At 71.4% G+C, this 21,241-nt stretch carries 20 protein-coding genes and 1 pseudogene; 10 read left to right on the plus strand and 11 right to left on the minus strand.

All coding sequences use genetic code 11. The annotated features are described in order from the left end of the window. The first annotated feature begins 39 nt into the window (after positions 1-39). From hpt to folE, 3 genes are all read left to right on the plus strand, one after another. Positions 40-579 (plus strand): hypoxanthine phosphoribosyltransferase, encoded by a 540-nt coding sequence (hpt, locus tag ACZ4VI_RS30355; protein WP_132917781.1) that lies wholly within the window; start codon positions 40-42, stop codon positions 577-579. 161 nt (positions 580-740) lie between these two features. Then, positions 741-2,783 carry an ATP-dependent zinc metalloprotease FtsH gene (gene ftsH, locus ACZ4VI_RS30360; protein ID WP_468004384.1) on the plus strand — a complete coding sequence of 681 codons (2,043 nt, stop codon included), beginning with the start codon at positions 741-743 and terminating at the stop codon, positions 2,781-2,783. Between the two features lie 98 nt (positions 2,784-2,881). Further along, on the plus strand, positions 2,882-3,487 hold the full coding sequence (gene folE, locus ACZ4VI_RS30365; protein ID WP_468004386.1) for a GTP cyclohydrolase I FolE: 606 nt from the start codon (positions 2,882-2,884) through the stop codon (positions 3,485-3,487). A gap of 125 nt (positions 3,488-3,612) precedes the next feature. On the opposite strand, the gene ACZ4VI_RS30370 is transcribed toward folE, so the two are convergent. From ACZ4VI_RS30370 to ACZ4VI_RS30395, 6 genes are all read right to left on the minus strand, one after another. Then, complete coding sequence (locus tag ACZ4VI_RS30370; RefSeq protein WP_468004388.1) at positions 3,613-4,101, minus strand: DUF3180 domain-containing protein; 489 nt, start codon at positions 4,099-4,101, stop codon at positions 3,613-3,615. Positions 4,102-4,154: 53 nt separating this feature from the next. Then, the gene (folK, locus tag ACZ4VI_RS30375) at positions 4,155-4,754 is read right to left on the minus strand and encodes a 2-amino-4-hydroxy-6-hydroxymethyldihydropteridine diphosphokinase (RefSeq protein WP_468004390.1); all 600 of its coding nucleotides are present in this window, start codon (positions 4,752-4,754) and stop codon (positions 4,155-4,157) included. After that, on the minus strand, positions 4,751-5,110 hold the full coding sequence (gene folB, locus ACZ4VI_RS30380; protein WP_137988623.1) for a dihydroneopterin aldolase: 360 nt from the start codon (positions 5,108-5,110) through the stop codon (positions 4,751-4,753). Before folB ends, folK begins: the two co-directional genes overlap by 4 nt. Positions 5,111-5,313: 203 nt before the next feature. Beyond that, positions 5,314-5,772, minus strand: coding sequence for a nuclear transport factor 2 family protein (locus ACZ4VI_RS30385; protein WP_468004392.1), 459 nt, complete (start codon positions 5,770-5,772; stop codon positions 5,314-5,316). Further along, positions 5,769-6,629: a dihydropteroate synthase gene (gene folP, locus ACZ4VI_RS30390; RefSeq protein WP_468004394.1), complete on the minus strand. Its 861-nt coding sequence runs from the start codon at positions 6,627-6,629 to the stop codon at positions 5,769-5,771. Before folP ends, ACZ4VI_RS30385 begins: the two co-directional genes overlap by 4 nt. A 28-nt stretch (positions 6,630-6,657) precedes the next feature. Further along, entirely contained in the window at positions 6,658-8,490 is a 1,833-nt protein-coding gene (locus tag ACZ4VI_RS30395) for a phosphatidylglycerol lysyltransferase domain-containing protein (RefSeq protein ID WP_468004396.1), read from the minus strand. A 165-nt stretch (positions 8,491-8,655) separates the two neighbouring features. Between ACZ4VI_RS30395 and ACZ4VI_RS30400 the strand changes: the two genes are divergently transcribed. Further along, positions 8,656-9,768 carry an alpha/beta hydrolase gene (locus ACZ4VI_RS30400; RefSeq protein ID WP_468004398.1) on the plus strand — a complete coding sequence of 371 codons (1,113 nt, stop codon included), beginning with the start codon at positions 8,656-8,658 and terminating at the stop codon, positions 9,766-9,768. Here ACZ4VI_RS30400 and ACZ4VI_RS30405 read toward each other — a convergent pair. Continuing rightward, positions 9,755-10,837, minus strand: a complete 1,083-nt coding sequence (locus ACZ4VI_RS30405; protein ID WP_468004400.1) for an ABC transporter ATP-binding protein — start codon at positions 10,835-10,837, stop codon at positions 9,755-9,757. The genes ACZ4VI_RS30400 and ACZ4VI_RS30405 overlap by 14 nt on opposite strands. Positions 10,838-10,979: 142 nt before the next feature. On the opposite strand from ACZ4VI_RS30405, the gene ACZ4VI_RS30410 reads away from it, so the two are divergent. From ACZ4VI_RS30410 to ACZ4VI_RS30425, 4 genes are all read left to right on the plus strand, one after another. Beyond that, a complete protein-coding gene (locus tag ACZ4VI_RS30410; protein ID WP_468004402.1) occupies positions 10,980-11,666 on the plus strand; it encodes an ABC transporter permease in 687 nt (228 codons plus the stop codon). Between the two features lie 3 nt (positions 11,667-11,669). Further along, positions 11,670-12,338 (plus strand): ABC transporter permease, encoded by a 669-nt coding sequence (locus tag ACZ4VI_RS30415; RefSeq protein ID WP_468004404.1) that lies wholly within the window; start codon positions 11,670-11,672, stop codon positions 12,336-12,338. A 44-nt stretch (positions 12,339-12,382) separates the two neighbouring features. After that, positions 12,383-13,345, plus strand: a complete 963-nt coding sequence (locus tag ACZ4VI_RS30420) for an ABC transporter substrate-binding protein (protein WP_468004406.1) — start codon at positions 12,383-12,385, stop codon at positions 13,343-13,345. 131 nt (positions 13,346-13,476) lie between these two features. Next, entirely contained in the window at positions 13,477-14,478 is a 1,002-nt protein-coding gene (locus ACZ4VI_RS30425; protein ID WP_468004408.1) for a hypothetical protein, read from the plus strand. A 14-nt stretch (positions 14,479-14,492) separates the two neighbouring features. Here ACZ4VI_RS30425 and ACZ4VI_RS30430 read toward each other — a convergent pair whose 3' ends face one another. Together ACZ4VI_RS30430 and ACZ4VI_RS30435 are read right to left on the minus strand one after the other, a co-directional pair. Further along, a complete protein-coding gene (locus tag ACZ4VI_RS30430) occupies positions 14,493-15,635 on the minus strand; it encodes an NADH-quinone oxidoreductase subunit D (RefSeq protein WP_468004410.1) in 1,143 nt (380 codons plus the stop codon). 32 nt (positions 15,636-15,667) lie between these two features. Beyond that, entirely contained in the window at positions 15,668-16,633 is a 966-nt protein-coding gene (locus ACZ4VI_RS30435; RefSeq protein WP_468004412.1) for an SAM-dependent methyltransferase, read from the minus strand. 97 nt (positions 16,634-16,730) lie between these two features. Between ACZ4VI_RS30435 and ACZ4VI_RS30440 the strand changes: the two genes are divergently transcribed. Further along, positions 16,731-17,936: a sensor histidine kinase gene (locus ACZ4VI_RS30440; RefSeq protein ID WP_468004414.1), complete on the plus strand. Its 1,206-nt coding sequence runs from the start codon at positions 16,731-16,733 to the stop codon at positions 17,934-17,936. Between the two features lie 18 nt (positions 17,937-17,954). Then, the gene (locus tag ACZ4VI_RS30445) at positions 17,955-18,629 is read left to right on the plus strand and encodes a response regulator (RefSeq protein WP_468004415.1); all 675 of its coding nucleotides are present in this window, start codon (positions 17,955-17,957) and stop codon (positions 18,627-18,629) included. A gap of 13 nt (positions 18,630-18,642) precedes the next feature. On the opposite strand, the pseudogene ACZ4VI_RS30450 reads toward ACZ4VI_RS30445, so the two are convergent. Both ACZ4VI_RS30450 and ACZ4VI_RS30455 read right to left on the minus strand, forming a co-directional pair. Continuing rightward, positions 18,643-19,732 (minus strand): annotated as a pseudogene (locus ACZ4VI_RS30450) (DUF5937 family protein). A 312-nt stretch (positions 19,733-20,044) separates the two neighbouring features. Then, the gene (locus ACZ4VI_RS30455) at positions 20,045-21,208 is read right to left on the minus strand and encodes a threonine aldolase family protein (RefSeq protein WP_468004417.1); all 1,164 of its coding nucleotides are present in this window, start codon (positions 21,206-21,208) and stop codon (positions 20,045-20,047) included. Between the last annotated feature and the right edge of the window lie 33 nt (positions 21,209-21,241).

The following is a 21,241-nucleotide window of genomic DNA, read 5'->3' on the forward strand; positions in this document are numbered from 1 at the left end:
CAAGCTGCAACGAAAGTGACCCGGGTGAACGAGAAGGACATGGGCACCGACCTCAAGTCGGTGCTCATCACCAAGGAAGAGATCGACGCGAAACTGGCCGAGCTGGCCGCGAAGATCGACGCGGAGTACGCGGGCAAGGACCTGCTCATCGTCGGTGTCCTCAAGGGCGCCGTGATGGTGATGGCGGACCTGGCGCGCGCGCTGTCCACCCCCGTCACCATGGACTGGATGGCTGTCTCCTCCTACGGCGCGGGCACCCAGTCCTCCGGCGTCGTCCGCATCCTCAAGGACCTCGACACCGACATCAAGGGCAAGCACGTCCTGATCGTCGAGGACATCATCGACTCCGGCCTGACGCTGTCCTGGCTGCTCTCCAACCTCGGCTCGCGCGAGCCGGCCTCCCTCGAGGTCTGCACCCTGCTGCGCAAGCCGGACGCCGCCAAGGTCGCGATCGACGTGAAGTGGATCGGCTTCGACATCCCCAACGAGTTCGTCGTCGGCTACGGCCTCGACTACGCCGAGAAGTACCGCAACCTCCCCTTCGTCGGCACCCTGGCGCCGCACGTCTACGGAGGCTGAGAAACGGGAACCCGGACCGCCCTCCCGCCGTTGGAGCAAGGGAAGGCGGTCACGGGTCGCCGTGCTGAGGTACCTTCCGAAGAACAGCTTTTTCTCATAGCAGCTCTCACAGCAGCATTTACCTACGGGCAGGAGGGACGGAGCGTTCTCGCTCCGTATGGATGGACGTGAAGCGATACTTCCGTGGGCCGGTCATGTGGATCGTGCTGGCCGTCCTCGCCGTGGTCGTGCTGATGCAGGTCGTCGGCTCGTCCGAGGGCTACAAGACGGTGGACACCAGCAAGGTCGTCCAGGCGATCAATGACAAGCAGGCCGACCAGGTCAAGCTGACGACCGGCGACGAGCAGGTCATCAAGGTCGAGCTCAAGAAGGGCGCCGACAAGAACAAGTACGGCGGCAGCGCCAAGATCCAGGCCAGCTACATCGGTGACCAGGGCGCCAACCTGACCACCACGCTCCAGGAGCAGTCGTCCGCCGGCGACCTCGACAAGGGCTACACCGTCTCCCCGGAGCGGCAGAGCCCGTTCCTGTCGGTGCTGCTCTCGCTGCTCCCCTTCGTCCTGATCGTGGTCGTCTTCCTGTTCCTGATGAACCAGATGCAGGGCGGCGGCTCCCGAGTCATGAACTTCGGGAAGTCCAAGGCCAAGCTGATCACCAAGGACACCCCGAAGACCACCTTCGCCGACGTGGCGGGTGCCGACGAGGCCGTCGAGGAACTCCACGAGATCAAGGAGTTCCTCCAGGAGCCGGCGAAGTTCCAGGCCGTCGGCGCCAAGATCCCCAAGGGCGTGCTGCTCTACGGCCCGCCCGGAACCGGCAAGACCCTCCTCGCGCGCGCCGTCGCGGGCGAGGCCGGCGTGCCGTTCTACTCGATCTCCGGCTCCGACTTCGTCGAGATGTTCGTCGGTGTCGGTGCCTCCCGGGTCCGTGACCTCTTCGAGCAGGCCAAGGCGAACGCCCCGGCGATCGTCTTCGTCGACGAGATCGACGCCGTCGGCCGTCACCGCGGTGCCGGACTCGGCGGTGGCCACGACGAGCGCGAGCAGACCCTGAACCAGCTCCTCGTCGAGATGGACGGCTTCGACGTCAAGGGCGGGGTCATCCTGATCGCCGCCACGAACCGTCCCGACATCCTCGACCCGGCGCTCCTGCGCCCCGGCCGCTTCGACCGGCAGATCGCCGTCGACCGCCCGGACATGCAGGGCCGACTGGAGATCCTCAAGGTCCACCAGAAGGGCAAGCCGGTCGCCCCGGACGTGGACCTGGGCGCCGTCGCCCGCCGTACGCCCGGCTTCACGGGCGCGGACCTGTCGAACGTCCTGAACGAAGCGGCGCTCCTCACCGCCCGCTCGGACAAGAAGCTGGTCGACAACCACGCCCTGGACGAGGCGATCGACCGCGTGGTCGCGGGCCCGCAGAAGCGGACCCGGATCATGTCGGACAAGGAGAAGAAGATCACCGCGTACCACGAGGGCGGCCACGCCCTGGTCGCGGCGGCCTCGCCGAACTCCGACCCGGTCCACAAGATCACCATCCTGTCCCGCGGCCGCGCCCTGGGCTACACGATGGTGCTCCCGGACGAGGACAAGTACTCGACCACCCGCAACGAGATGCTCGACCAGCTGGCGTACATGCTGGGCGGGCGCGCGGCCGAGGAGCTCGTCTTCCACGACCCGACCACGGGCGCGGCGAACGACATCGAGAAGGCCACGGCCACCGCACGCGCGATGGTCACGCAGTACGGCATGACCGAGCGGCTCGGAGCGATCAAGTTCGGCGGCGACAACACCGAACCGTTCCTGGGCCGCGAGATGGCGCACCAGCGCGACTACTCGGAAGAGGTCGCCGCGCTGGTCGACGAAGAGGTCAAGAAGCTCATCGAGACCGCGCACAACGAGGCGTGGGAGATCCTCGTCGAGAACCGTGACGTCCTCGACAACCTGGTCCTGCGGCTCCTGGAGAAGGAGACGCTGGGCAAGGAGGAGATCGCCGAGATCTTCGCCCCGATCGTCAAGCGCCCGGCCCGCCCGGCCTGGACGGGCTCGTCCCGCCGCACGCCCTCGACCCGCCCGCCGGTGCTCTCCCCCAAGGAGCTGGCCCTGACGAACGGCGCGAGCGGCACGAACGGCGCCACCCCGGTGGACACCACCAAGACGCCGACGCCCGGCATCGAGATCGTCCCGGAGGAGACCCCGGAGGCCTGACCTCCGGCCCACCCGGAATGGATGCCGCGCCCCCACAGGTTTTAGCCTGTGGGGGCGCGGCACATTTCGCGCCATGATCAGGACGGAACGAGGCACAGATGACCGACCCGGTGACGCTGGACGGCGAGGGCACGATCGGCGAGTTCGACGAGAAGCGCGCCGAGAACGCCGTACGAGAGCTCCTCATCGCGGTCGGCGAGGACCCCGACCGTGAGGGTTTGCGGGAGACGCCGGCGCGGGTTGCGCGGGCGTACAAGGAGCTGTTCGCCGGGCTGTGGCAGAAGCCCGAGGACGTCCTCACGACGACGTTCGACCTGGGCCACGACGAACTGGTGCTCGTGAAGGACATTGAGCTGACCAGTCAGTGTGAGCATCATTTGCTCCCGTTCCATGGCGTAGCTCACATTGGCTACATTCCGGCGGATACGGGCAAGATCACGGGCCTGTCGAAGCTGGCGCGCCTCGTCGATGTCTTCGCCCGCCGTCCGCAGGTGCAGGAGCGCCTGACGACGCAGATCGCCGACTCGCTCATGGAGATCCTTGAGGCGCGTGGTGCGATCGTCGTCATCGAGGCCGAGCACATGTGCATGTCGCTGCGCGGCATCCGCAAGCCGGGCGCGAAGACGACGACCTCGGCGGTACGTGGGCAACTGCGTGACGCCACTACACGTGCCGAGGCCATGTCCCTGATACTGGCGCGTTAGTCGCAGCGACCGGAGCGGGGGTCGTCGTTCGGCTCGATGGCTGAACCGCGGCGAGCGGTGGTGCGGCGGGCGGCATACCGACCCGGTCGGGTACGACGCGTTCTGGGCGTGAGGGTCGACGGACCCTAGGCCACCGGGGCCGTGCCCTTGCCGTTGTGGTTGTCGTCCTCCGGGAGTTTGCAGACGCGCTCCAGGAAGAGGGCCGCCGCGATCACGGCGAAGCCGGCCAGGACCGAGAAGGCGGCGTAGATGGCCTGGTCGCGGCGGGCCGGGATGTCCAGGGAGCCCAGGAGGAAGACGCCCGTGCCGCCGTACATGCCGGCGACCAGGGCGGCGACCAGGGCGCTCGCCTGGCCGAAGACCACCGCGCGGGCCGCCATCAGCGGCTCGACGCCCTTCGCGCCGGGGCGGCGCTCGCGCTGGGCCTTGAGGCGGGAGCGGATGGAGAGGGCGGTCGCGGTCAGGACGACCGCGATCGACGCGAGGACGATCGGCGCGGCGAGCGGCACGCTCGGCAGGGTGCCGACCGCGTCCCAGAGGCGCGCGGCGCCCCAGGACAGGATTCCGGCCGCGATGAACAGTCCGGCGAGAACCTTGAGCCGCAGTTGTTTCACCGGGTGTCCTTCGTGTCGTCGTCTCGCAAGGCGGTGTTCCACGAGCCTAACGACTACTCGGGCAGACGGAGTTCCAGGTCGGCGCGCGGCACGACCCCGTCGCGGCCGACGGCGTCGAGGAGTGCGGTGACCGGGCCGTGGCCGGGCAGTTGGGCCTCGGGGTCCACGTCGTGCCAGGGGGCGAGGACGAAGGCGCGCTCGTGGGCGCGGGGGTGCGGGAGGGTGAGGACGGGGTCGTCGGAGACCACGTCGGCGTACGCCACGATGTCGACGTCGATGGTGCGGGCGCCCCAGCGCTCCTCGCGGACCCGGTGGAAGGCCTCCTCGACGGCGTGTGCCCGCTCCAGGAGGGAGCTGGGCGGCAGGGTCGTCTTCACGAGGGCGACCGCGTTGAGGTACGAGGGCTGGGAGCCGGGCTCGACGCCCCAGGGCTCCGTCTCGTACACGGGGGAGACGGCCTTGACCCGCAGGCCCGGGGTGTCCTCCAGGGCGTCGACGGCGCCCTGGAGGGTCTCCAGCCGGTTGCCGAGGTTGGCGCCGAGCGCGATGACGGCCCACTTGGGGTTCGACAGCGTCACGTCGGCGGCGTCGACCGCCGCGACGACGGAGGCCGGTACGGGCTGCACGGTGGGGTCGCTGTGCGTGGCTTTCATACTCGGCTCCGGGTGATGGTGATGGTCACGTCGTCGAAGGGGACCGTGATCGGCGCGTCCGGCTTGTGGACGACGACCTCGACCTCCTGGACTCCGGCGTGCTTGAGGCACTGCTCGGCGATCCGCTCGGCGAGGGTCTCGATCAGGTCCACGGGCTCGCCCTGGACGACGTCCACGACTTCTTCCGCGACGACGCCGTAGTGGACGGTCTTCGTCAGGTCGTCATCGGCGGCCGCGGGGCGGGTGTCCAGGCCGAGGACGAGGTCCACGATGAAGGTCTGGCCTTCTTCGCGTTCCTTGGGGAAGACGCCGTGGTGTCCTCGGGCCTTGAGGCCGCGCAGCGCGACACGATCCACGCGAATCACTCCTGCTGTCGTAGTTCTTGTGGCCACGCAGCCGGGTGCGGACGGCCGGGTGTCCAGCATCGAATCTACCTGCGGGCACCGACAGCGCTTGCCCACGGGGGGCTGAGGCGAGGGCCACAGGGGCTGGGTGCGGCCCCTACCCAGAGGGCCGGATTCCAATCCCCGCGGTCACCCGAAAGGACCCGGGAACCCGGTCAGGCGCCGGGTTCCTCGTCCTCTTCCTCGTCCGTTTCGGTGAGGACGGGGGAGCCGTGGTGGGACCAGATCTTCCAGCCCTCGAATGTGCGGCGGAACACATTGGTGGCGACCACGAGCTGGCCGACGAGGGGTCCGAGTTCGGCGCCGTCCTCGGCCGGTCCGCCGCTGAGGATGTTCTCGGTGCAGGTGACCACGGCCACGTCGCCGGCGAGGGAGACCTTCACATCGGTCAGGAAGAACTGGATGTACTCGGTGTTCGCCATGATCAGGGCATACGAGCGGAGGACCTCGCCGCGCCCGGAGAGCACGGGCCAGCCGGGGTGGACGCAGCTGATGGGGGTGGCGCCGTCGTCGAGCCAGAGCGCGGAGATCTCCTCGAAGTCGCCGCGCTCCATCGCCTCGTAGAAGGCGGTGTTCGCGGCCTCGACCGCTTCGGTGTCGGTCTGGTGGGTCACCGGGCTCCCTCGACGGCTCTGGCGACTCGTACGGCGTCGGCGGTGGCCCTGACCTCGTGGACGCGGACGGCCCAGGCGCCTTCGTGGGCGGCGATGGCGGAGACGGCGGCGGTGGCGGCGTCGCGTTCGCGGGCGGGCGGCGGTGCGGCGCCCTCGTGGGCGAGGACGTGGCCGAGGAAGCGCTTGCGGGAGGCGGCGACGAGCAGGGGCCTGCCGAGGGCGCGCAGTTCGGGGAGGTGGGCGACGAGGGCGAGGTCGTGCGGTGCCTGCTTGGCGAAGCCGAGGCCGGGGTCGATGACGATCCGCTCGGGCGGGATGCCGCCTTCGACGACGGCCTCCATGCGGCGGCGCAGTTCGGTGAGGACCTCGCCGACGACGTCGTCGTAGACGGCGAGGCTGTTCATGTCCTGGCTGAAGCCGCGCCAGTGCATGACGACGAAGGGGACCTCGGCGGCGGCGACGGCGGGGACCATCGCGGGGTCGGCGAGGCCGCCGCTGACGTCGTTGACGAGTGCGGCGCCGGCCGCGACGGCCGCTTGGGCGACGGAGGCGCGCATGGTGTCGACGGAGACGGTGACGCCTTCGGAGGCGAGGCCGCGGACGACGGGGACGACCCGGCGCAGCTCCTCCTCCTCGTCGACGCGGCTGGCGCCGGGGCGGGTGGACTCGCCGCCGACGTCGACGAGGTCGGCGCCCTCGGCGACCAGGTCGAGCCCGTGTTTGACGGCGGCCGTGGTGTCGAACCACCGGCCGCCGTCGGAGAAGGAGTCCGGGGTCACGTTGACGACGCCCATGACCGCGCAGCGGTCCCACTCCGGCAGGCCCAAGGGCGTGCCCCGACCGTTCGACGTACTCATACGCCCAGCGTAGGGCCCGGGGCGTGGGTCACGCCGCGCGGACCTCCCGGTCGGGCTGTGGGGTGACGATGTGGGCGCAGGGGCGGGCCTTGGCGGTGGCTCGGCGGCGGGCGAAGGGCCGGGGCAGTTCGAGGTTCACGAAGCCTTCGGCCTGCATGGCGGCGAAGCCGATGCGGGGCAGGTCGCGGCTCTTGCGGTAGACGACGAAGCGGGGCTCCCAGCGGGGCCGGAACTTGGCGTTGAACTTGTACAGGGACTCGATCTGGAACCAGCGGGAGAGAAAGACGAGCAGTCCGCGCCAGAGCCGGAGGACGGGTCCGGCGCCGATCTTCTCGCCGCGGGCGAGGGCGGCGCGGAACATGGCGAAGTTGAGGGAGACGCGCTCGATGCCGAGGCGCGGGGACTCCTGGAGGGCGGCGACGATGAGCAGCTCGTTCATGCCGGGGTCGGCGGAGCGGTCGCGGCGCATCAGTTCGAGGGACATGCCGTCGGTGCCCCAGGGTACGAAGTGGATGATCGCCTTCAGGTCGCCGTACGGGGAGTCCGGATCGTCCTTGTGGGCGGTCGCTATGACGGCGTCTCCGTCGCCGGGGTCGCCGATCCGGCCGAGCGCCATGGAGAAGCCGCGTTCGGTGTCGGTGCCGCGCCAGTCGGCGGCGGCGCGGCGGACGCGGGCGAGTTCGCCGTCGCTGAGGTCACGGACGCGGCGGACCTTGGTGGTGTAGCCGTTGCGCTCGATCCGCTTCACCATCTGGCGCACGTTACGCATGGCGCGCCCGGAGAGGGAGAAATCCGCGACGTCCACCACCGCCTCGTCGCCGAGTTCGAGGGCGTCGAGGCCGGTCTCGCGGGTCCAGACCTCGCCGCCGGTCTCGGAGCAGCCCATGACGGCGGGGGTCCAGGAGTGGGCCTTGGCCTCGTCCATGAAGCGTTCGATGGCGCCGGGCCAGGCCTCGACGTCGCCGATGGGGTCGCCGCTGGCGAGCATGACGCCGGAGACGACGCGGTAGCAGACGGCGGCCTTGCCGCTGGGGGAGAAGACGACGCCCTTGTCGCGGCGGAGCGCGAAGTGGCCGAGGGAGTCGCGGCCGCCGTGCTTGTCAAGCAGGGCGCGCAGCCGGGTCTCGTCGTCCTCGGTGAGCCGGGCGGCGGGGTGCTCGGGGCGGAAGGCGAGGTAGATGGTGGTGAGGGCGGTGAGCATGCCGAGGGCGCCGAGGGAGTAGCCGACGGTCCAGTCGACGCCGCGGGTGTAGCCGACGGGGCCCTCGAAGCCGAAGAGTCCGTACAGGACGTGTTCGAGGCGGTCGGTGAGGCTGGGGCTGCCGATGACGCGGCGCGGGTGGGCGCTGACGATGACCAGGCCGAGCAGGATCGATCCGGCGCCCATGAGGACGAAGTTGGCGAGCGCCTTCCAGCGGCTGCGGGGGTCGGGCAGGGCGGCGAATTCGCCGCGGTGGCGCAGGAGCAGGGCGAGGAGCGCGAGGGAGAGCAGGGCGCCGAGGACGGAGTGCCGCCAGACGAACTGGGCGACGGCGCCGAGCGGCAGCAGGACGACGGCGGCCCGCCAGGCGCGGCGCTTGTGGCGCTTGAGGCCGTGGGCGAGGAGCAGGAGCAGGACGCCGGCGCTGAGGGAGAGGGCCGCGGAGAGCGGCCCGAGCGTGCCGGGCAGGACCTCGGCGACGGCGTGCATCCGGCTGGCCCGGAAGCGCGGGAAGACGCCCGCGGCGATGTCGATCAGGCCGATGAGGGTGCAGGCCGTACCGACGAGGGCGGGGACCTTCTCGGGGCGAGGTCCGCGCAGAATCCGGCGTACGCGAACCGGAACCGATCCTGATTTGTCCCCATCTACCGTGACAGACATCGCTTCCCGTGCTTCCCGTGGTCCCGCGAAAGATTCGTGTTCCGGCGGCCGCGCGGTGGTCAGGGGCGGGCCGGTCCGGAGGTTTTGCGCCTTCTAGGACGGCCGCGCGGGGGAGCGGGTTCATTCACCCACAGGAAAATCTCAGGAAGAGGGCTCGGGCGTCTCATGGGTCTCACCAGCAACAAGGTTCTGGCGCTGGCCGTCGCGCTGGCGGTGGTGCTGTTCGCGGCCACGATCTGGCTGTGGCCGCGCCTTGCCCGTGGCGGCGTGCGGGCCGTCCTCGGCAGGATCGGGCTGCTGCTCGCGACCCAGCTCGCACTGTTCGCCTCGGTCGGCCTCGCGGCGAACAACTCGTTCCTCTTCTACGGGTCGTGGGCGGACCTCTTCGGCCAGGAGCAGGACCTGGGGGTGGTCGTCGACCACTCGGCCGCCTCGAAGGCCGTCAGGGTCGTCGGTACGCAGGCGCTGGACGTGCCGGGCGGCTCCCGGCCGTCGGTCGCCGGGCAGATACAGAAGGTCGTCGTCACCGGCCGGAAGTCGGGGATCGACTCGCCGGCCTATGTGTACCTGCCGCCGGAGTACTTCCAGAAGGAGTACGCGTCGAGCACGTTCCCGGCCTCGGTGGTGCTGACCGGCTACCCCGGCACGGCCGAGAACCTGCTCAAGGGGCTGAAGTACCCGAAGACGGCCTTCCAGCAGGTCAAGGAGAAGAAGATGCGGCCGATGATCCTGGTGATGCTGCGGCCGACCGTGGCGCCGCCGCGGGACACCGAGTGCGTGAACGTCCCGGGCGGGCCGCAGACCGAGACCTTCTTCGCCGAGGACCTGCCGAAGGCGGTCTCGCAGACGTACCGGGTGGGCACGAAGGCACGGAACTGGGGGTTCATGGGGAACTCGACGGGCGGCTACTGCGCGCTGAAGATCGCGCTGCACCACCCGGACCGGTTCGCGGCGGGCGCGGGTTTCTCGGCGTACTACAAGGCGGCGGAGGACGTGACGACGGGCGACCTCTTCCACGGGGATGGCCGGGCGCGCAAGCGGGCGGACCTGCTGTGGAGCCTGGACCACGTGCCGCAGGGCGCGTCGTCGTTCCTGGTGACGACGTCGAAGCAGGGCGAGGGGAACCTGCGCGGGACGCTCGACTTCATCAAGAAGGTGAAGGCCCCGGCGCGGGTCTCCTCGATCACGCTGGACAGCGGCGGGCACAACTTCAACACCTGGAACCGGGAGATCCCGCCGGGCCTGGTGTGGATGAGCGGGCGGCTCAGCGCGAGCTGAGTTCCCTGGCGGGGGACGCCGCGCGCAGGGCCCGGTGGATGCCTGCCGGGGTGAGGACGCCGGCGTACCGGCCGCCTCCTGCCGGGTCGGTGACGGGGAGCCAGCCGGTGTCGTGCTGCAGGAGCGCGGCGAGTGCCTCCCGGAGGGAGGCGCCGAGCGGGACCGGCTCGGGGGCGGGGCGGGTGCGGCCGGGCTCGTCCGCCGTCACCCAGCCTTCGATGTGCCCGTCGGCGCCGAGGACGACCGACCAGAGGGCATCGGACGCGGCGGCCTCGCCCGCGCGCAGGACCGGGACCTCCTCCAGAGCGGCAGAGTCCACCGCGGTGACCGAGAGCCGCTTGAGGCCGCGGTCCGCGCCGACGAAGTCGGCGACGTACGGGGTGGCGGGGGCGCCCAGGACGGTGGCCGGGGTGTCGAACTGCTCGATCCTGCCCTGTCCGTAGACGGCGATCCGGTCGCCGAGGCGGACGGCCTCCTCCAGGTCGTGGGTGACGAGCAGGACGGTCTTGCGGACCTGCGACTGGAGGCGGAGGAACTCGTTCTGGAGGTGCTCGCGGACCACAGGATCGACCGCGCCGAAGGGTTCGTCCATCAGCAGGACGGGCGGGTCGGCGGCGAGCGCGCGGGCCACGCCGACGCGCTGGCGCTGGCCGCCGGAGAGCTGCTCGGGGTAGCGGCCGCCGTACGTCTTCGGGTCGAGGCCGACCAGGTCGAGGAGTTCGGCGGCGCGGGCGCGGGCCCGGGCGCGCGGGGCGCCGAGGAGATGCGGGACGGTCGCGGTGTTGTCGAGGACCGTGCGGTGCGGGAAGAGGCCGACCTGCTGGATCACGTAACCGATCCTGCGGCGCAGCTGGACGGGGTCGATCGCGGATATGTCCTGGCCGTCGAGGAGGATGCGGCCCTCGGTCGGCTCGATGAGCCGGTTCACCATCTTCATCGTGGTGGTCTTGCCGCAGCCGGACGGGCCGACGAGCGTGACCAGTTCACCCTCGGCGACGTCGAAGGAGAGGTCGTCGACGGCGGTGGTGCCGTCCGCGTACCGCTTGGTCACATGCTCGAACCGGATCATGTTCCCCATTCTGGCGCCTGGTCGACGGGTGCGTGTGAAGGGCGTGTTGCCGCCGTGTGGCTGTCCTCGGCGATTGTCAGTGCCGGGGGATAGGGTCGGTCAGACATACGTTCGGCAACGGCGGTGACCGGGGGGAGGGTACATGAGCGCGGCGAATTGTCTGGTGACGAACGACTGGCTGTGCGGGGAGTATCTGCGCACCCGAAGCGGGGAGTTGACCGACGCGCTGCTCCAGCATGTGGGGATCACGGCCGTCTCCGTCCTCATCGGCATCGCCGTCGCCTTTCCGCTGGCGCTGCTCGTGCGGGCGCGGCCCCGGTTCGCCGGGCCCGTCCTCGGCCTGACGACGCTGCTCTACACGATTCCCTCGCTGGCGATGTTCTCGCTGCTGCTGCCGTTCTTCGGGCTCTCCGCCGCGCTGGTGGTGACGGGCCTCGTGCTGTATTCGCTGACGATTCTCGTACGGAACATGGTGGCGGGCCTGGACGCCGTGCCGGCCGAGGCGCGGGAGGCCGCGCGCGGCATGGGGTACGGCCCGGCGCGGCTGCTGTGGGAGGTCGAACTGCCGCTCGCGCTGCCCGCGTTGATGGCCGGAATACGGATGGCGACGGTCTCCACGATCGCGCTCACGACGGTCGGCTCGATCGTCGGGCGCGGCGGTCTCGGGAACCTCATCGAGGACGCGCTGCCGACGTTCTTCAAGGCCCAGGTGCTCGCCGCGTCGGTGCTGTGCGTGCTGCTCGCGGTGGTCGCGGACCTGCTCCTCCTGGGCGTGCAGCGGCTGCTCACCCCGTGGACGCGCATACGCACGGCGCCGGGGGGCGAGTGAGGCATGGGGGTCGTGGCGGACGCCTGGACCTGGCTGACCACCGGCGCCAACTGGGCGGGCGAGGGCGGGGTGTGGCACCGGCTCGGTGAGCATGTGTACGTCAGCGGGGTCGCCCTGCTGCTCGCCTGCGCCGTCGCGCTGCCGCTGGGGCTCTGGCTCGGGCACCTCGGCCGGGGCGGCGCGCTCGCCGTCAACGTCTCCAACGTGGGGCGGGCGATCCCCGTCTTCGCGGTCCTCGCCCTCTTCATGGTGTCGCCGCTGCGCAACGCCGGTTACGTCCCGACGGTGATCGCGCTGGTGCTCTTCGCGGTGCCGCCGCTGCTCACCAACGCGTACGTGGGGATGCGGGAGGTGGACCGGGCGGTGGTCGAGGCCGCGCGGGGGATGGGCATGTCGGGCGGACAGGTCTTCCGGAGGGTCGAACTGCCCCTGGCCCGGCCGCTGGTCATGACGGGCCTGCGGTCGGCCGCCGTGCAGGTGGTCGCCACCGCGACGATCGCGGCGATGGTCGGCCAGGGGGGCCTGGGCCGGATCATCACCGCCGGATTCAACACGTACGACACCCCTCAGGTGGTGGCGGGCGCCCTGCTCGTGGCACTGCTCGCCCTCCTGGTGGAGGTCGTGCTGGTGGGGGCGGACCGACTACTGGGCCGGCGACCGAACCGCTTGTGACGAGACCGAACGACGACCGAACGACGATTGGGAATGGTGATCTCGTGAGCAGGACCTCGCGTATCGCGGGTGCGGTACTGGGCACGGCGGCGCTGACCGTCTCGCTCGCCGCGTGCGGCGGCGACAGCCTGGAGCAGGGGAAGGAAGGCGCCTCGGGAGGCAAGGGCACGCTGGTCGTGGGCGCGGCGGCGTTCACCGAGTCCAAGGTGCTCGCGGAGCTCTACGCCCAGGTGCTGAACGACGCCGGATTCTCCGCCACCGTCACCACGGTGAAGAACCGTGAGCTGTACGAACCCTCGCTGGAGAAGGGCGAGATCGACGTCGTACCGGAATACGCGGCGACGATCGCGGAATTCCTCAACGCGAAGGTGAACGGCCCGAAGGCGCCCGAGGAGAAGCCGGTCGCGTCCGGAGACGCGACCGCCACGGTCGAGGGGCTGAAGAAGCTCGCGGAGCCCCGTGGGCTGAAGGTCCTCGCGGTCGGCGAGGCCGTCGATCAGAACGCGTTCGCGGTCTCGAAGGAATTCGCCGACAAGAACAAGCTGAAGACCCTTTCCGACCTCGGCGCCGCACAGCTGAAGGTGAAGATCGCGGCCGGCGACGAATGCGAGATACGGCCGTTCTGCGCGCCGGGCCTGAAGAAGACGTACGGCATCGACGTGACCGGGATCGACCCCAAGGGCGTCGGGACCCCGCAGTCCAAGCAGGCGGTCAAGGACGGCGTGGACCAGCTGGTGCTGACCACCACGACGGACGCGACGATCGACAGCTTCGGCCTTGTCTTCCTGGACGACGACAAGAAGCTGCAGAACGCCGACAATGTGCTGCCGGTGGTCAATGCGAAGGACGCCGGATCACCCGAGATCGCCGCCGCCCTCGACAAGATCACAAAGGTCCTCACCACCGCCGATCTCGCCGAACTGAACCGCAAGGTGGACGCCGAGCGGGCGAAGCCCGAGGACGTCGCGAAGGCCTATCTGGAGTCGAAGGGCCTGGTCAGCAAGTAAGGCCCGGGTAAGGGGAGTCGGCCCGGGTCGCGGACGGTTCTCATCGGGTCCCGGCCGCGACGGCGAGAAGTGGCCAAGAGATTGCCGGACCGACACCCCATACGGCGCCTACGCACGGTAAATTTCAGGCCATGCCACGTGGACGCCACCGCCATTCACCTCCCCTGCACAAGCTCCTGCCGCCCTCGGCGGTCGCCGGAGCGTCGGTCGTCTGTGCCGCGGGCGCCTGGCTGCTCGCCGATCCCGTGGTGCTGCGGCTGCTCGTGGCCGCCACCGCGGCGGCCGCGGTCACCGGTGGCGTCATCATGCGCAGTTGGGACCGGAGCGCCGGACGCCAGGTCGCCGAGCTGACCCGGGCCAGGACCGCGGACCAGTGGAAGACCGAGGAGCGGATAGCCGAGCTCGAGGCCGACCTCGAGGAGTCCCGCGAGCTGCGGGCCAAGCTCGACGCCAAACTGCGCTCCAAGCGGATCGAACTCGCCGGGCTGCGCGGCGAGCACGCGGCGCTGCTGCGCCGGTACGCCAACGCCGAGACGGAGCGGGCCAGCGCCCTCGAAGGCCGCAGGCAGCTCGCCCTGGAGGCGTCCGCCCCGGCCAAGGAGCTGCCGGCCGCCGGATCCACGCCGACACCGGACGCGTACCGCCAGGCCGCCGACGCCCTGCGCAACCTCGCGCGCAACGCCGCCGCCCAGGAGGCCCGCCGTACGGCGGAGGCCGCCCGCACCCGCGATATCGCCGAGCGCGCCCGGGAGACGGAGGAGCCGCAGGGGAAGCACGCGGCGGCCGCCGGGAGCGAGCAGCACGCTCGACCGTCGACCGCCGTCGTCCCCGCACCCTCGGCCGTCCCCGCGGTCCGGGTCGTCCCGGCTGCCGCGATCGTCCCCTACGCGGGCCGGCGCCCCGCCCCGCGCCCCGAGGGAGGCTTCGACTTCTTCGGTACGCAGAAGGCGGCGGCCGCCATCGAGGCCGTACAGGACGCCGACCTGGCCGACGTGGTGGGCGAGGAGGTCCTGGCGACGGTCGCGCGCCGCACCCCCGAGCAGCGGGCGATCGGCAACGTCATCGACCTGACCGCGCACGACGAGACCGAGCAGCTCGACGTGGCGGAGCTGCGCGGCGCCGTCGGTTCCTGACGGTCAGGGCCTGGCTACTTGTCGATGTCGCCGACGACGAAGAAGAGCGAGCCCAGGATCGCCACCATGTCGGAGACGAGCGTGCCCGGCAGCAGCTCCGTCAGCGCCTGGATGTTGTTGAACGACGCCGAGCGCAGCTTGAGACGGTAGGGCGTCTTCTCGCCCTTGGAGACCAGGTAGTAGCCGTTGATGCCGAGCGGGTTCTCGGTCCAGGCGTACGTGTGACCCTCCGGGGCCTTGAGCACCTTGGGCAGCCGCTGGTTGATCGGCCCCGGCGGGAGCTCCTCGAGCCGGTCGAGGCAGGCGTCGGCGAGCTCCAGAGAGTTGTGGGTCTGCCCCAGGAGGCACTCGAAGCGGGCCAGGCAGTCGCCCTCCTCGCGCGTGACGACCTTCAGCGTGTCCTGAAGCTCCCCGTAGGCCAGGTACGGCTCGTCGCGGCGCAGGTCGAAGTCGACGCCGGACGCGCGGGCGATGGGACCGGAGACGCCGTACGCGTGGGCCGTCTGCTGCGTCAGGACGCCGACCCCCCTGGTGCGGCCCCGGAAGATCTCGTTGCCGAGGACCAGCTTGTCGTACACGTCCATCCGCGACTGCACCTCGGCGACGGCCGCCCGCGCCCGGTCGAGCCACCCGGCGGGCAGGTCCTCCTTGAGCCCGCCGACCCGGTTGAACATGTAGTGCATCCGGCCGCCGGAGACCTCCTCCATCACGTGCTGGAGGTCCTCGCGCTCCCGGAACGCGTAGAAGATCGGGGTGATACCGCCCAGTTCGAGCGGGTACGACCCGAGGAACATGAGGTGGTTGAGCACCCGGTTCAGCTCGGCGAGCAGCGTGCGCGTCCAGACGGCCCGCTCGGGGACCTCCATGCCGAGCATGCGCTCGACGGCCATGACGACACCGAGCTCGTTGGAGAAGGCCGAGAGCCAGTCGTGGCGGTTGGCGAGCATGACGATCTGCCGGTAGTCCCGCGCCTCGAAGAGCTTCTCGGCACCGCGGTGCATGTACCCGATGACCGGCTCGGCGCGCCGGATCACCTCACCGTCGAGCACCAGCCGCAGCCGGAGCACGCCATGGGTCGAGGGGTGCTGCGGCCCGATGTTCAGCACCATGTCGGTGCTCTCCGCCGCCCCGCCGATTCCGACCGTCGTCTCCGTCATGGGGACAGTATCCCTGGCACGGTTCCGGTCCGTCAGGCCCGTACCCGCCGCGTGAGCCACAGGAAGTCCCCGAGCCCGCCCCGCGCGGTCAGCTCTGCAGCCTCACCCGCCGCGGCGAGCGCCCGCACATACGCCGTAGGGTCGGACGAGGCGAGCGAAAGCGGAGGCCGGTCGCCACTGACGCCGAGGCGGCGCAGCGCCTCCCGCTGCGTCACCAGCTCGCCACCCCCGCCGGCCCAGGCGCACGCGTCCATCGCCACGTGGGCGGTCAGGTCGCAGGACCCGTCCGGTACCGGCGGCACCTCACGGCCGGCCCGGAACCCGGTCAGCGTTCCGAAGGGCGGCCGGGACTCCCGTACATGCGCGTAGTCGACCGCCACCGCCGTCCCCGCGGCCAGCGAGCCCACCGCGCTCGCCCATGCCTCGTCCCGCGTGCGGCCGATCTCCGCCCGCTCCCCGGGTTCTCGCAGCGGCCACCACCGCTCCAGCCACTCGGCGTCCGGGCCCGTGACCGGCCGACCAAGACGCTCCGTTCCGTCCGCATGGACCTCGACGTACCGGACGGCCCCCGACTCGTCCAGCTGCGCGATGTCCACCGGCACGTTGTCGAGCCACTCGTTCGCGAAGAGCAGCCCGCGGACCCCCTCCGGCACGCGGTCCCTCCACTCCACGCGGGGGTCGAGCCCGGCCGGCTGCTCCGCGCGCTCGACGCCGTACGCCCGTACCGACAGCCCCTCCGGTACGGCGGCCAGGACGCCCGTCACCAGTTCGCCGCGCCCCGCGCCCACGTCCACGAAGGAGACCTCGTCCGCCCCCAGCTCCTCCGCCACCCCGGTCAGCAGCCGCGCGACGGCCCCCGCGAAGAGCGGGGAGGCGTGCACCGAGGTGCGGAAGTGACCGGCGGGGCCCTCGGGGCGCAGGAAGAACCCCCCGGGGCCGTACAACGCCTGCTCCGTGGCCTCGCGCCACCCCTGCCACTGACACGTCTCGTCCGTCACGCGCCCCAGTCTCCACCTTGCGGAGTACGGCCCTCACGTCAAGGATCGACCCCACGGTTGACCCCTGCACCTATCTGCTTTCCCTACGCTGGGTGACGTGCAGCGCCTCTACGACTTCATCCGCAGACACCCGACGGGCGTCGACACCCTCTGGGCCGTCGTCCTCCTCGGGTTCTCCCTGCTTGTGGTGGGGTCGTCCTACCCGCCGCTCGACAACCCCGTCGCGTACGGCATCGTGGCGCTGCTGCTGTCCCTGGTCGTCGCGCTGCGGCGGCGCGAGCCGGAGAAGATGCTGGTGCTCGCGGTCGTCGTGGGCGTCGCCCAGCTGGCCTTCGGGCTGACGCCCTTCCTCGCCGACTTCGCGATGCTGGTGATCATCTACACGGTCGCCGCGCACGACGGGCCGCGCTGGGCCTCCCGCCTCGCCCTGGCCGGCGGCCTGAGCGCCGCGACGCTCTCGCAGCTGCGCTGGCCGGACCAGGAGGAGATCAACTCCACGGCCGCCCACGTCTTCTTCACGATCATCATGACCGTGCCGTTCGCGCTCGCCTGGGTGCTCGGCGACTCCCTCCGTACCCGCCGCGCCTACTTCGCGCAGCTGGAGGAGCGCGCCTCCCGCCTGGAGAAGGAGCGCGAGGCCCAGGCCAAGGTCGCCGTCGCCGCCGAGCGCGCCCGGATCGCCCGCGAGCTGCACGACGTCGTCGCCCACAACGTGTCGGTGATGGTCGTCCAGGCCGACGGCGCCGCCTATGTCATGGACGCCTCGCCGGACCAGGCCAAGCAGGCCCTGGAGACGATCTCCTCGACCGGCCGGCAGGCGCTGGCCGAGATGCGCCGGCTGCTGGGCATCCTGCGCACCGGCGAGCACCAGGAGGCGGGGGAGTACGTGCCCCAGCCGGACGTCGAGCAGATCGAGGACCTCGTCGAGCAGGTCCGCGGAGCCGGTCTGACCGTGGACTTCCGGATCGAGGGCACGCCCCGTCCGCTGCCGAGCGGCGTCGAGCTCACGGCGTACCGGATCGTGCAGGAAGCCCTCACCAACACCCGCAAGCACGGCGGTCCGGACGTCGGAGCCAGTGTCCGTCTGGTGTACTTCGACGACGGACTCGGGCTGCTCGTCGAGGACGACGGGCGGGGCGCGACCCACGAGATGTACGAGGACGGGGGCGCCGACGGCCGGGGCCACGGCCTGATCGGTATGCGGGAGCGGGTCGGCATGGTCGGCGGCACCCTCGACGCGGGGCCGCGTCCGGGGGGCGGCTTCCGTATCAGCGCCCTGCTCCCCCTCAAGCCCGCTCACTGACGACCCTTAAGGATCTTCATGTCCATCCGCGTGATGCTCGTCGACGACCAGGTGCTGCTGCGCACCGGCTTCCGCATGGTGCTCGCCGCCCAGCCGGACATGGAGGTCGTGGCCGAGGCGGGCGACGGCGTGGAGGCGCTGGAGGTGCTGCGCTCGACGGCCGTGGACGTCGTGCTGATGGACGTACGGATGCCCAAGCTCGACGGGGTCGAGACGACCCGGCGGATCTGCGCGGAGCCCGACGCCCCCAAGGTGCTGATCCTGACCACGTTCGACCTGGACGAGTACGCCTTCTCCGGTCTGAAGGCGGGCGCGAGCGGTTTCATGCTGAAGGACGTGCCGCCGGCCGAGCTGCTCGGCGCGATCCGCTCCGTGCACAGCGGCGACGCGGTCGTGGCCCCGTCGACCACCCGCCGGCTGCTCGACCGTTTCTCGCCGATGCTGCCGTCGTCGGGGAGGGAGCCGCAGCACAAGGAGCTGGAGCGGCTCACCGACCGGGAGCGCGAGGTGATGCTCCTGGTCGCCCAGGGCCTGTCGAACGGCGAGATCGCCGCCCGGCTGGTGCTGTCGGAGGCGACGGTGAAGACGCACGTCGGCCGGATCCTGACCAAGCTGGAGCTGCGCGACCGGGTGCAGGTGGTGGTGCTCGCGTACGAGACGGGCCTGGTGCGGGCGGGCGGCGGGGCGGTCTGATCGCCCTGGCTGTTCAGCGCAGGACGGCTTCGAGGAAGTCGCTGCCCAGGCGGGCGACGACGGTCACGTCCAGCTGGTGCAGGACGTAGCGGCCGCGGCGCTGGGTGGTGAGGAGCCCGGCCTTCCGCAGGACGGCGAGGTGCCGGGAGACCTCCGGAGCGGTGATGCCGTACGCGTCGGCCAGCTCGCTCGTCGTGTACGAGGCGCGGGCGAGGCTGCGGCAGAGCCGCATCCGCATCGGGTGCGCGACGGCCTCGAGCCGGAGCTTGACGGCCTCCACGGGCGCGGTGCCGGCGAGCTCGCGGGTGGAGACGGGGTACTGGATCACCGGCTGCCAGCCGGGTGCGTGCAGGGCGACGAGATGCGGCCAGCCGAACGCGGTCGGCAGGAACGTGAGCGCCGAGCCGTCGGCGCTGGTCCGGCCGTGCATCAGCTTGTCGACGACGATCCGGGCACCGCGCTCGTCCTCCTCCAGGCTCATGGCCGGCGAGACGGCGGCCACGGCCTCGGCGAGGCCCTTGCGGCGCAGGAGTTCGGTCTTGTGCCGGGCGTCGGCGGCGAGCTGGATCCGGACGCGCTGCCAGGTGTCGCCGAAGAACGCGTCCTCGCAGTCCTCCAGGAGCCGTCGGATCCACGCGCGCGTGGCGGGCGGATCGGCCAGCATCCGCTCCGCGAACGCGGCCTGGCGCGGGCCGCGCGCGGCGGACAGGTCGAGGGCACGGCGGCGGGCCTGCGGGTCGACGAGCGGGGAGGGTAGGCCGTCCGTGTAGTGGCTGCTGCAGGAGATCTCCAGCGCCGCCCCCACGTACGTCTCGTCGTCCATCCGGTCGAGGTCGTCGAGCTCCTCGGCGAGCGTCTCGCGCGGCTGGGCGGGCAGCAGGAAGTCGGACCGGGTGGACCGCCACATGAAGTCGGCCTCGTGCAGGCGGTCGGCGAGTTCCGGCTTGAAGGGCGGCGGCGGTCGTCGTGGTCCACCCGTGGAGCCGGGCGTGGTGGGCGGGCTCGGCGAGCGCGTGCAGCGCGGCGCCGAGCTCGGCCAGCGGCGAGGGTCCGAAGGAGATCCGCTCGTGCGGCAGTCCGGTGATGTCGATGGTCACGCTCACGCCCCTATGGTGCGGGTCGCTCCTGCCCCGCTGTCGCCCCGTTTGACGGCGCCCGTCAATCGGCGCGACCGCGGATCCCGCCCGGCGCATCGTGCAGGGCCTATCACCCGCCCGCGGCGCGAAGCGGGATCCGCCCGGCCCGGGCCCGCCCGGATCCCGCAGGGCCTTGCCGCTGTTCCTGCGGCGCGAAGCTGCCGCTGCCGCGGGGCCGGGGGCGGCGCCCCCGAAGCCCACCTCGCACCCCCACCAGCCCCCGGCAGCCCGCGGCGGAGCCGCTGATGGATGCTGCCGGGAAGGGGCGGGGTGGGGGAATCACAGCACCTGCGCCACGAACTCGCGCACTGCCTCCCGTACGTCCCCCTCCGTCCACTCCAGCCCTGGCTCCGCCACCGTCACCTCCGTCACCGCCACCCCCGGCGGACCGCCCGCGCCCGGGCTGCGCCACCCGCGGAAGAGGACCGTGTCCGTCGCCTCCGTGAGGGCCACGGACGCCGCCGTCAGGACCTCCGGGTCGTACGGGAGCCACACCTGGAACTGGTGGGTGTGCGGGGGCTCCGGGTGGATCCGGAACCACGGCACCCCCGCCTCCTCGAAGCCCGCCCGCAGACCGTCCGCCACCACGCGCGCGTGCGCCACGTACGACGGCAGCCGCGGCAGCTCCCGCTCCAGGCCCCGCAGCGCGGAGACCGCCGCCGGGTACTGCTGGAAGACCTGGCCCCCGTACCGGTGCCGCCACACCCGGGCCTCCTCCATCACGCCCTCCGGGCCGGCCAGCGCCGCGCCCGACAGGCCGCCCAGGGACTTGTAGAAGGACACGTACACGCTGTCCGCGAGCCCCGCGATCTCCCGCAGGCCGCGCCCGAAGTGCGGGGCGCACTCCCACAGCCGCGCGCCGTCGACGTGCACCACCGCGTCGCGTTCGCGCGCCGCCTCGACGACCTCGACCAGCTCGTCCCAGGACGGCAGCACGAACCCCGCGTCCCGCAGCGGCAGCTCCAGCATCAGCGTCCCGAACGGCTCCGGATGGTTCCGTACCTCCTCGGCCGTCGGCAGCCTCGGCTCGTCCGTCGGATGGACCGTCCGCAGCCCGCTCACCGCCCCCAGCGCCCCGCCCTCGTGGACCTCCGGGTGTGCGAGCGGGTGCAGGGCGACGACCGGGCTGCCGGTGCGCCCCGCCCAGCAGCGCAGCGCCACCTGCTGGGCCATCGTCCCGGTGGGGAAGAACACGGCGGCCGGGAGCCCGAGCTCCTCGGTGACCCGCCGCTCGACTCGCTCGACGAGCTCGTCGCCGTACGCGTCGAGCCGGCCGCCGTCGTCCTCCATGGCCGTCGCCCAGTCGGCCAGCTCCCGCAGCCGCTCCCCGACCGTGCCCTCCACGGGCGCGTGCCACAGCGTGCGCCGCGCACCGCCCCACACCTCCGCCCGGTACAGCCGTGCTTCCGTCTCGTCCAAGGGTTCGTCCAAGGGTTCGTCCATGGGCCGATCATCACACCGCCCCCGCACCCTGTG

Source organism: Streptomyces sp. NPDC029169, assembly GCF_055563935.1.

Excerpts from the sequence above, each read along its gene's own strand:
- hpt (WP_132917781.1), top strand. The coding sequence starts at position 40 with ATGGGCACCGACCTCAAGTCGGTGCTCATCACCAAGGAAGAGATCGAC.
- ACZ4VI_RS30430 (WP_468004410.1), bottom strand. The coding sequence starts at position 15,635 with ATGACGGAGACGACGGTCGGAATCGGCGGGGCGGCGGAGAGCACCGAC.
- ACZ4VI_RS30455 (WP_468004417.1), bottom strand. The coding sequence starts at position 21,208 with ATGGACGAACCCTTGGACGAACCCTTGGACGAGACGGAAGCACGGCTG.
- ACZ4VI_RS30445 (WP_468004415.1), top strand. The coding sequence starts at position 17,955 with ATGTCCATCCGCGTGATGCTCGTCGACGACCAGGTGCTGCTGCGCACC.
- folK (WP_468004390.1), bottom strand. The coding sequence starts at position 4,754 with ATGAAAGCCACGCACAGCGACCCCACCGTGCAGCCCGTACCGGCCTCC.
- ACZ4VI_RS30410 (WP_468004402.1), top strand. The coding sequence starts at position 10,980 with ATGAGCGCGGCGAATTGTCTGGTGACGAACGACTGGCTGTGCGGGGAG.
- ACZ4VI_RS30400 (WP_468004398.1), top strand. The coding sequence starts at position 8,656 with ATGGGTCTCACCAGCAACAAGGTTCTGGCGCTGGCCGTCGCGCTGGCG.
- ftsH (WP_468004384.1), top strand. The coding sequence starts at position 741 with ATGGACGTGAAGCGATACTTCCGTGGGCCGGTCATGTGGATCGTGCTG.
- ACZ4VI_RS30395 (WP_468004396.1), bottom strand. The coding sequence starts at position 8,490 with ATGTCTGTCACGGTAGATGGGGACAAATCAGGATCGGTTCCGGTTCGC.
- ACZ4VI_RS30425 (WP_468004408.1), top strand. The coding sequence starts at position 13,477 with ATGCCACGTGGACGCCACCGCCATTCACCTCCCCTGCACAAGCTCCTG.
- ACZ4VI_RS30405 (WP_468004400.1), bottom strand. The coding sequence starts at position 10,837 with ATGATCCGGTTCGAGCATGTGACCAAGCGGTACGCGGACGGCACCACC.
- folE (WP_468004386.1), top strand. The coding sequence starts at position 2,882 with ATGACCGACCCGGTGACGCTGGACGGCGAGGGCACGATCGGCGAGTTC.
- ACZ4VI_RS30415 (WP_468004404.1), top strand. The coding sequence starts at position 11,670 with ATGGGGGTCGTGGCGGACGCCTGGACCTGGCTGACCACCGGCGCCAAC.
- folP (WP_468004394.1), bottom strand. The coding sequence starts at position 6,629 with ATGAGTACGTCGAACGGTCGGGGCACGCCCTTGGGCCTGCCGGAGTGG.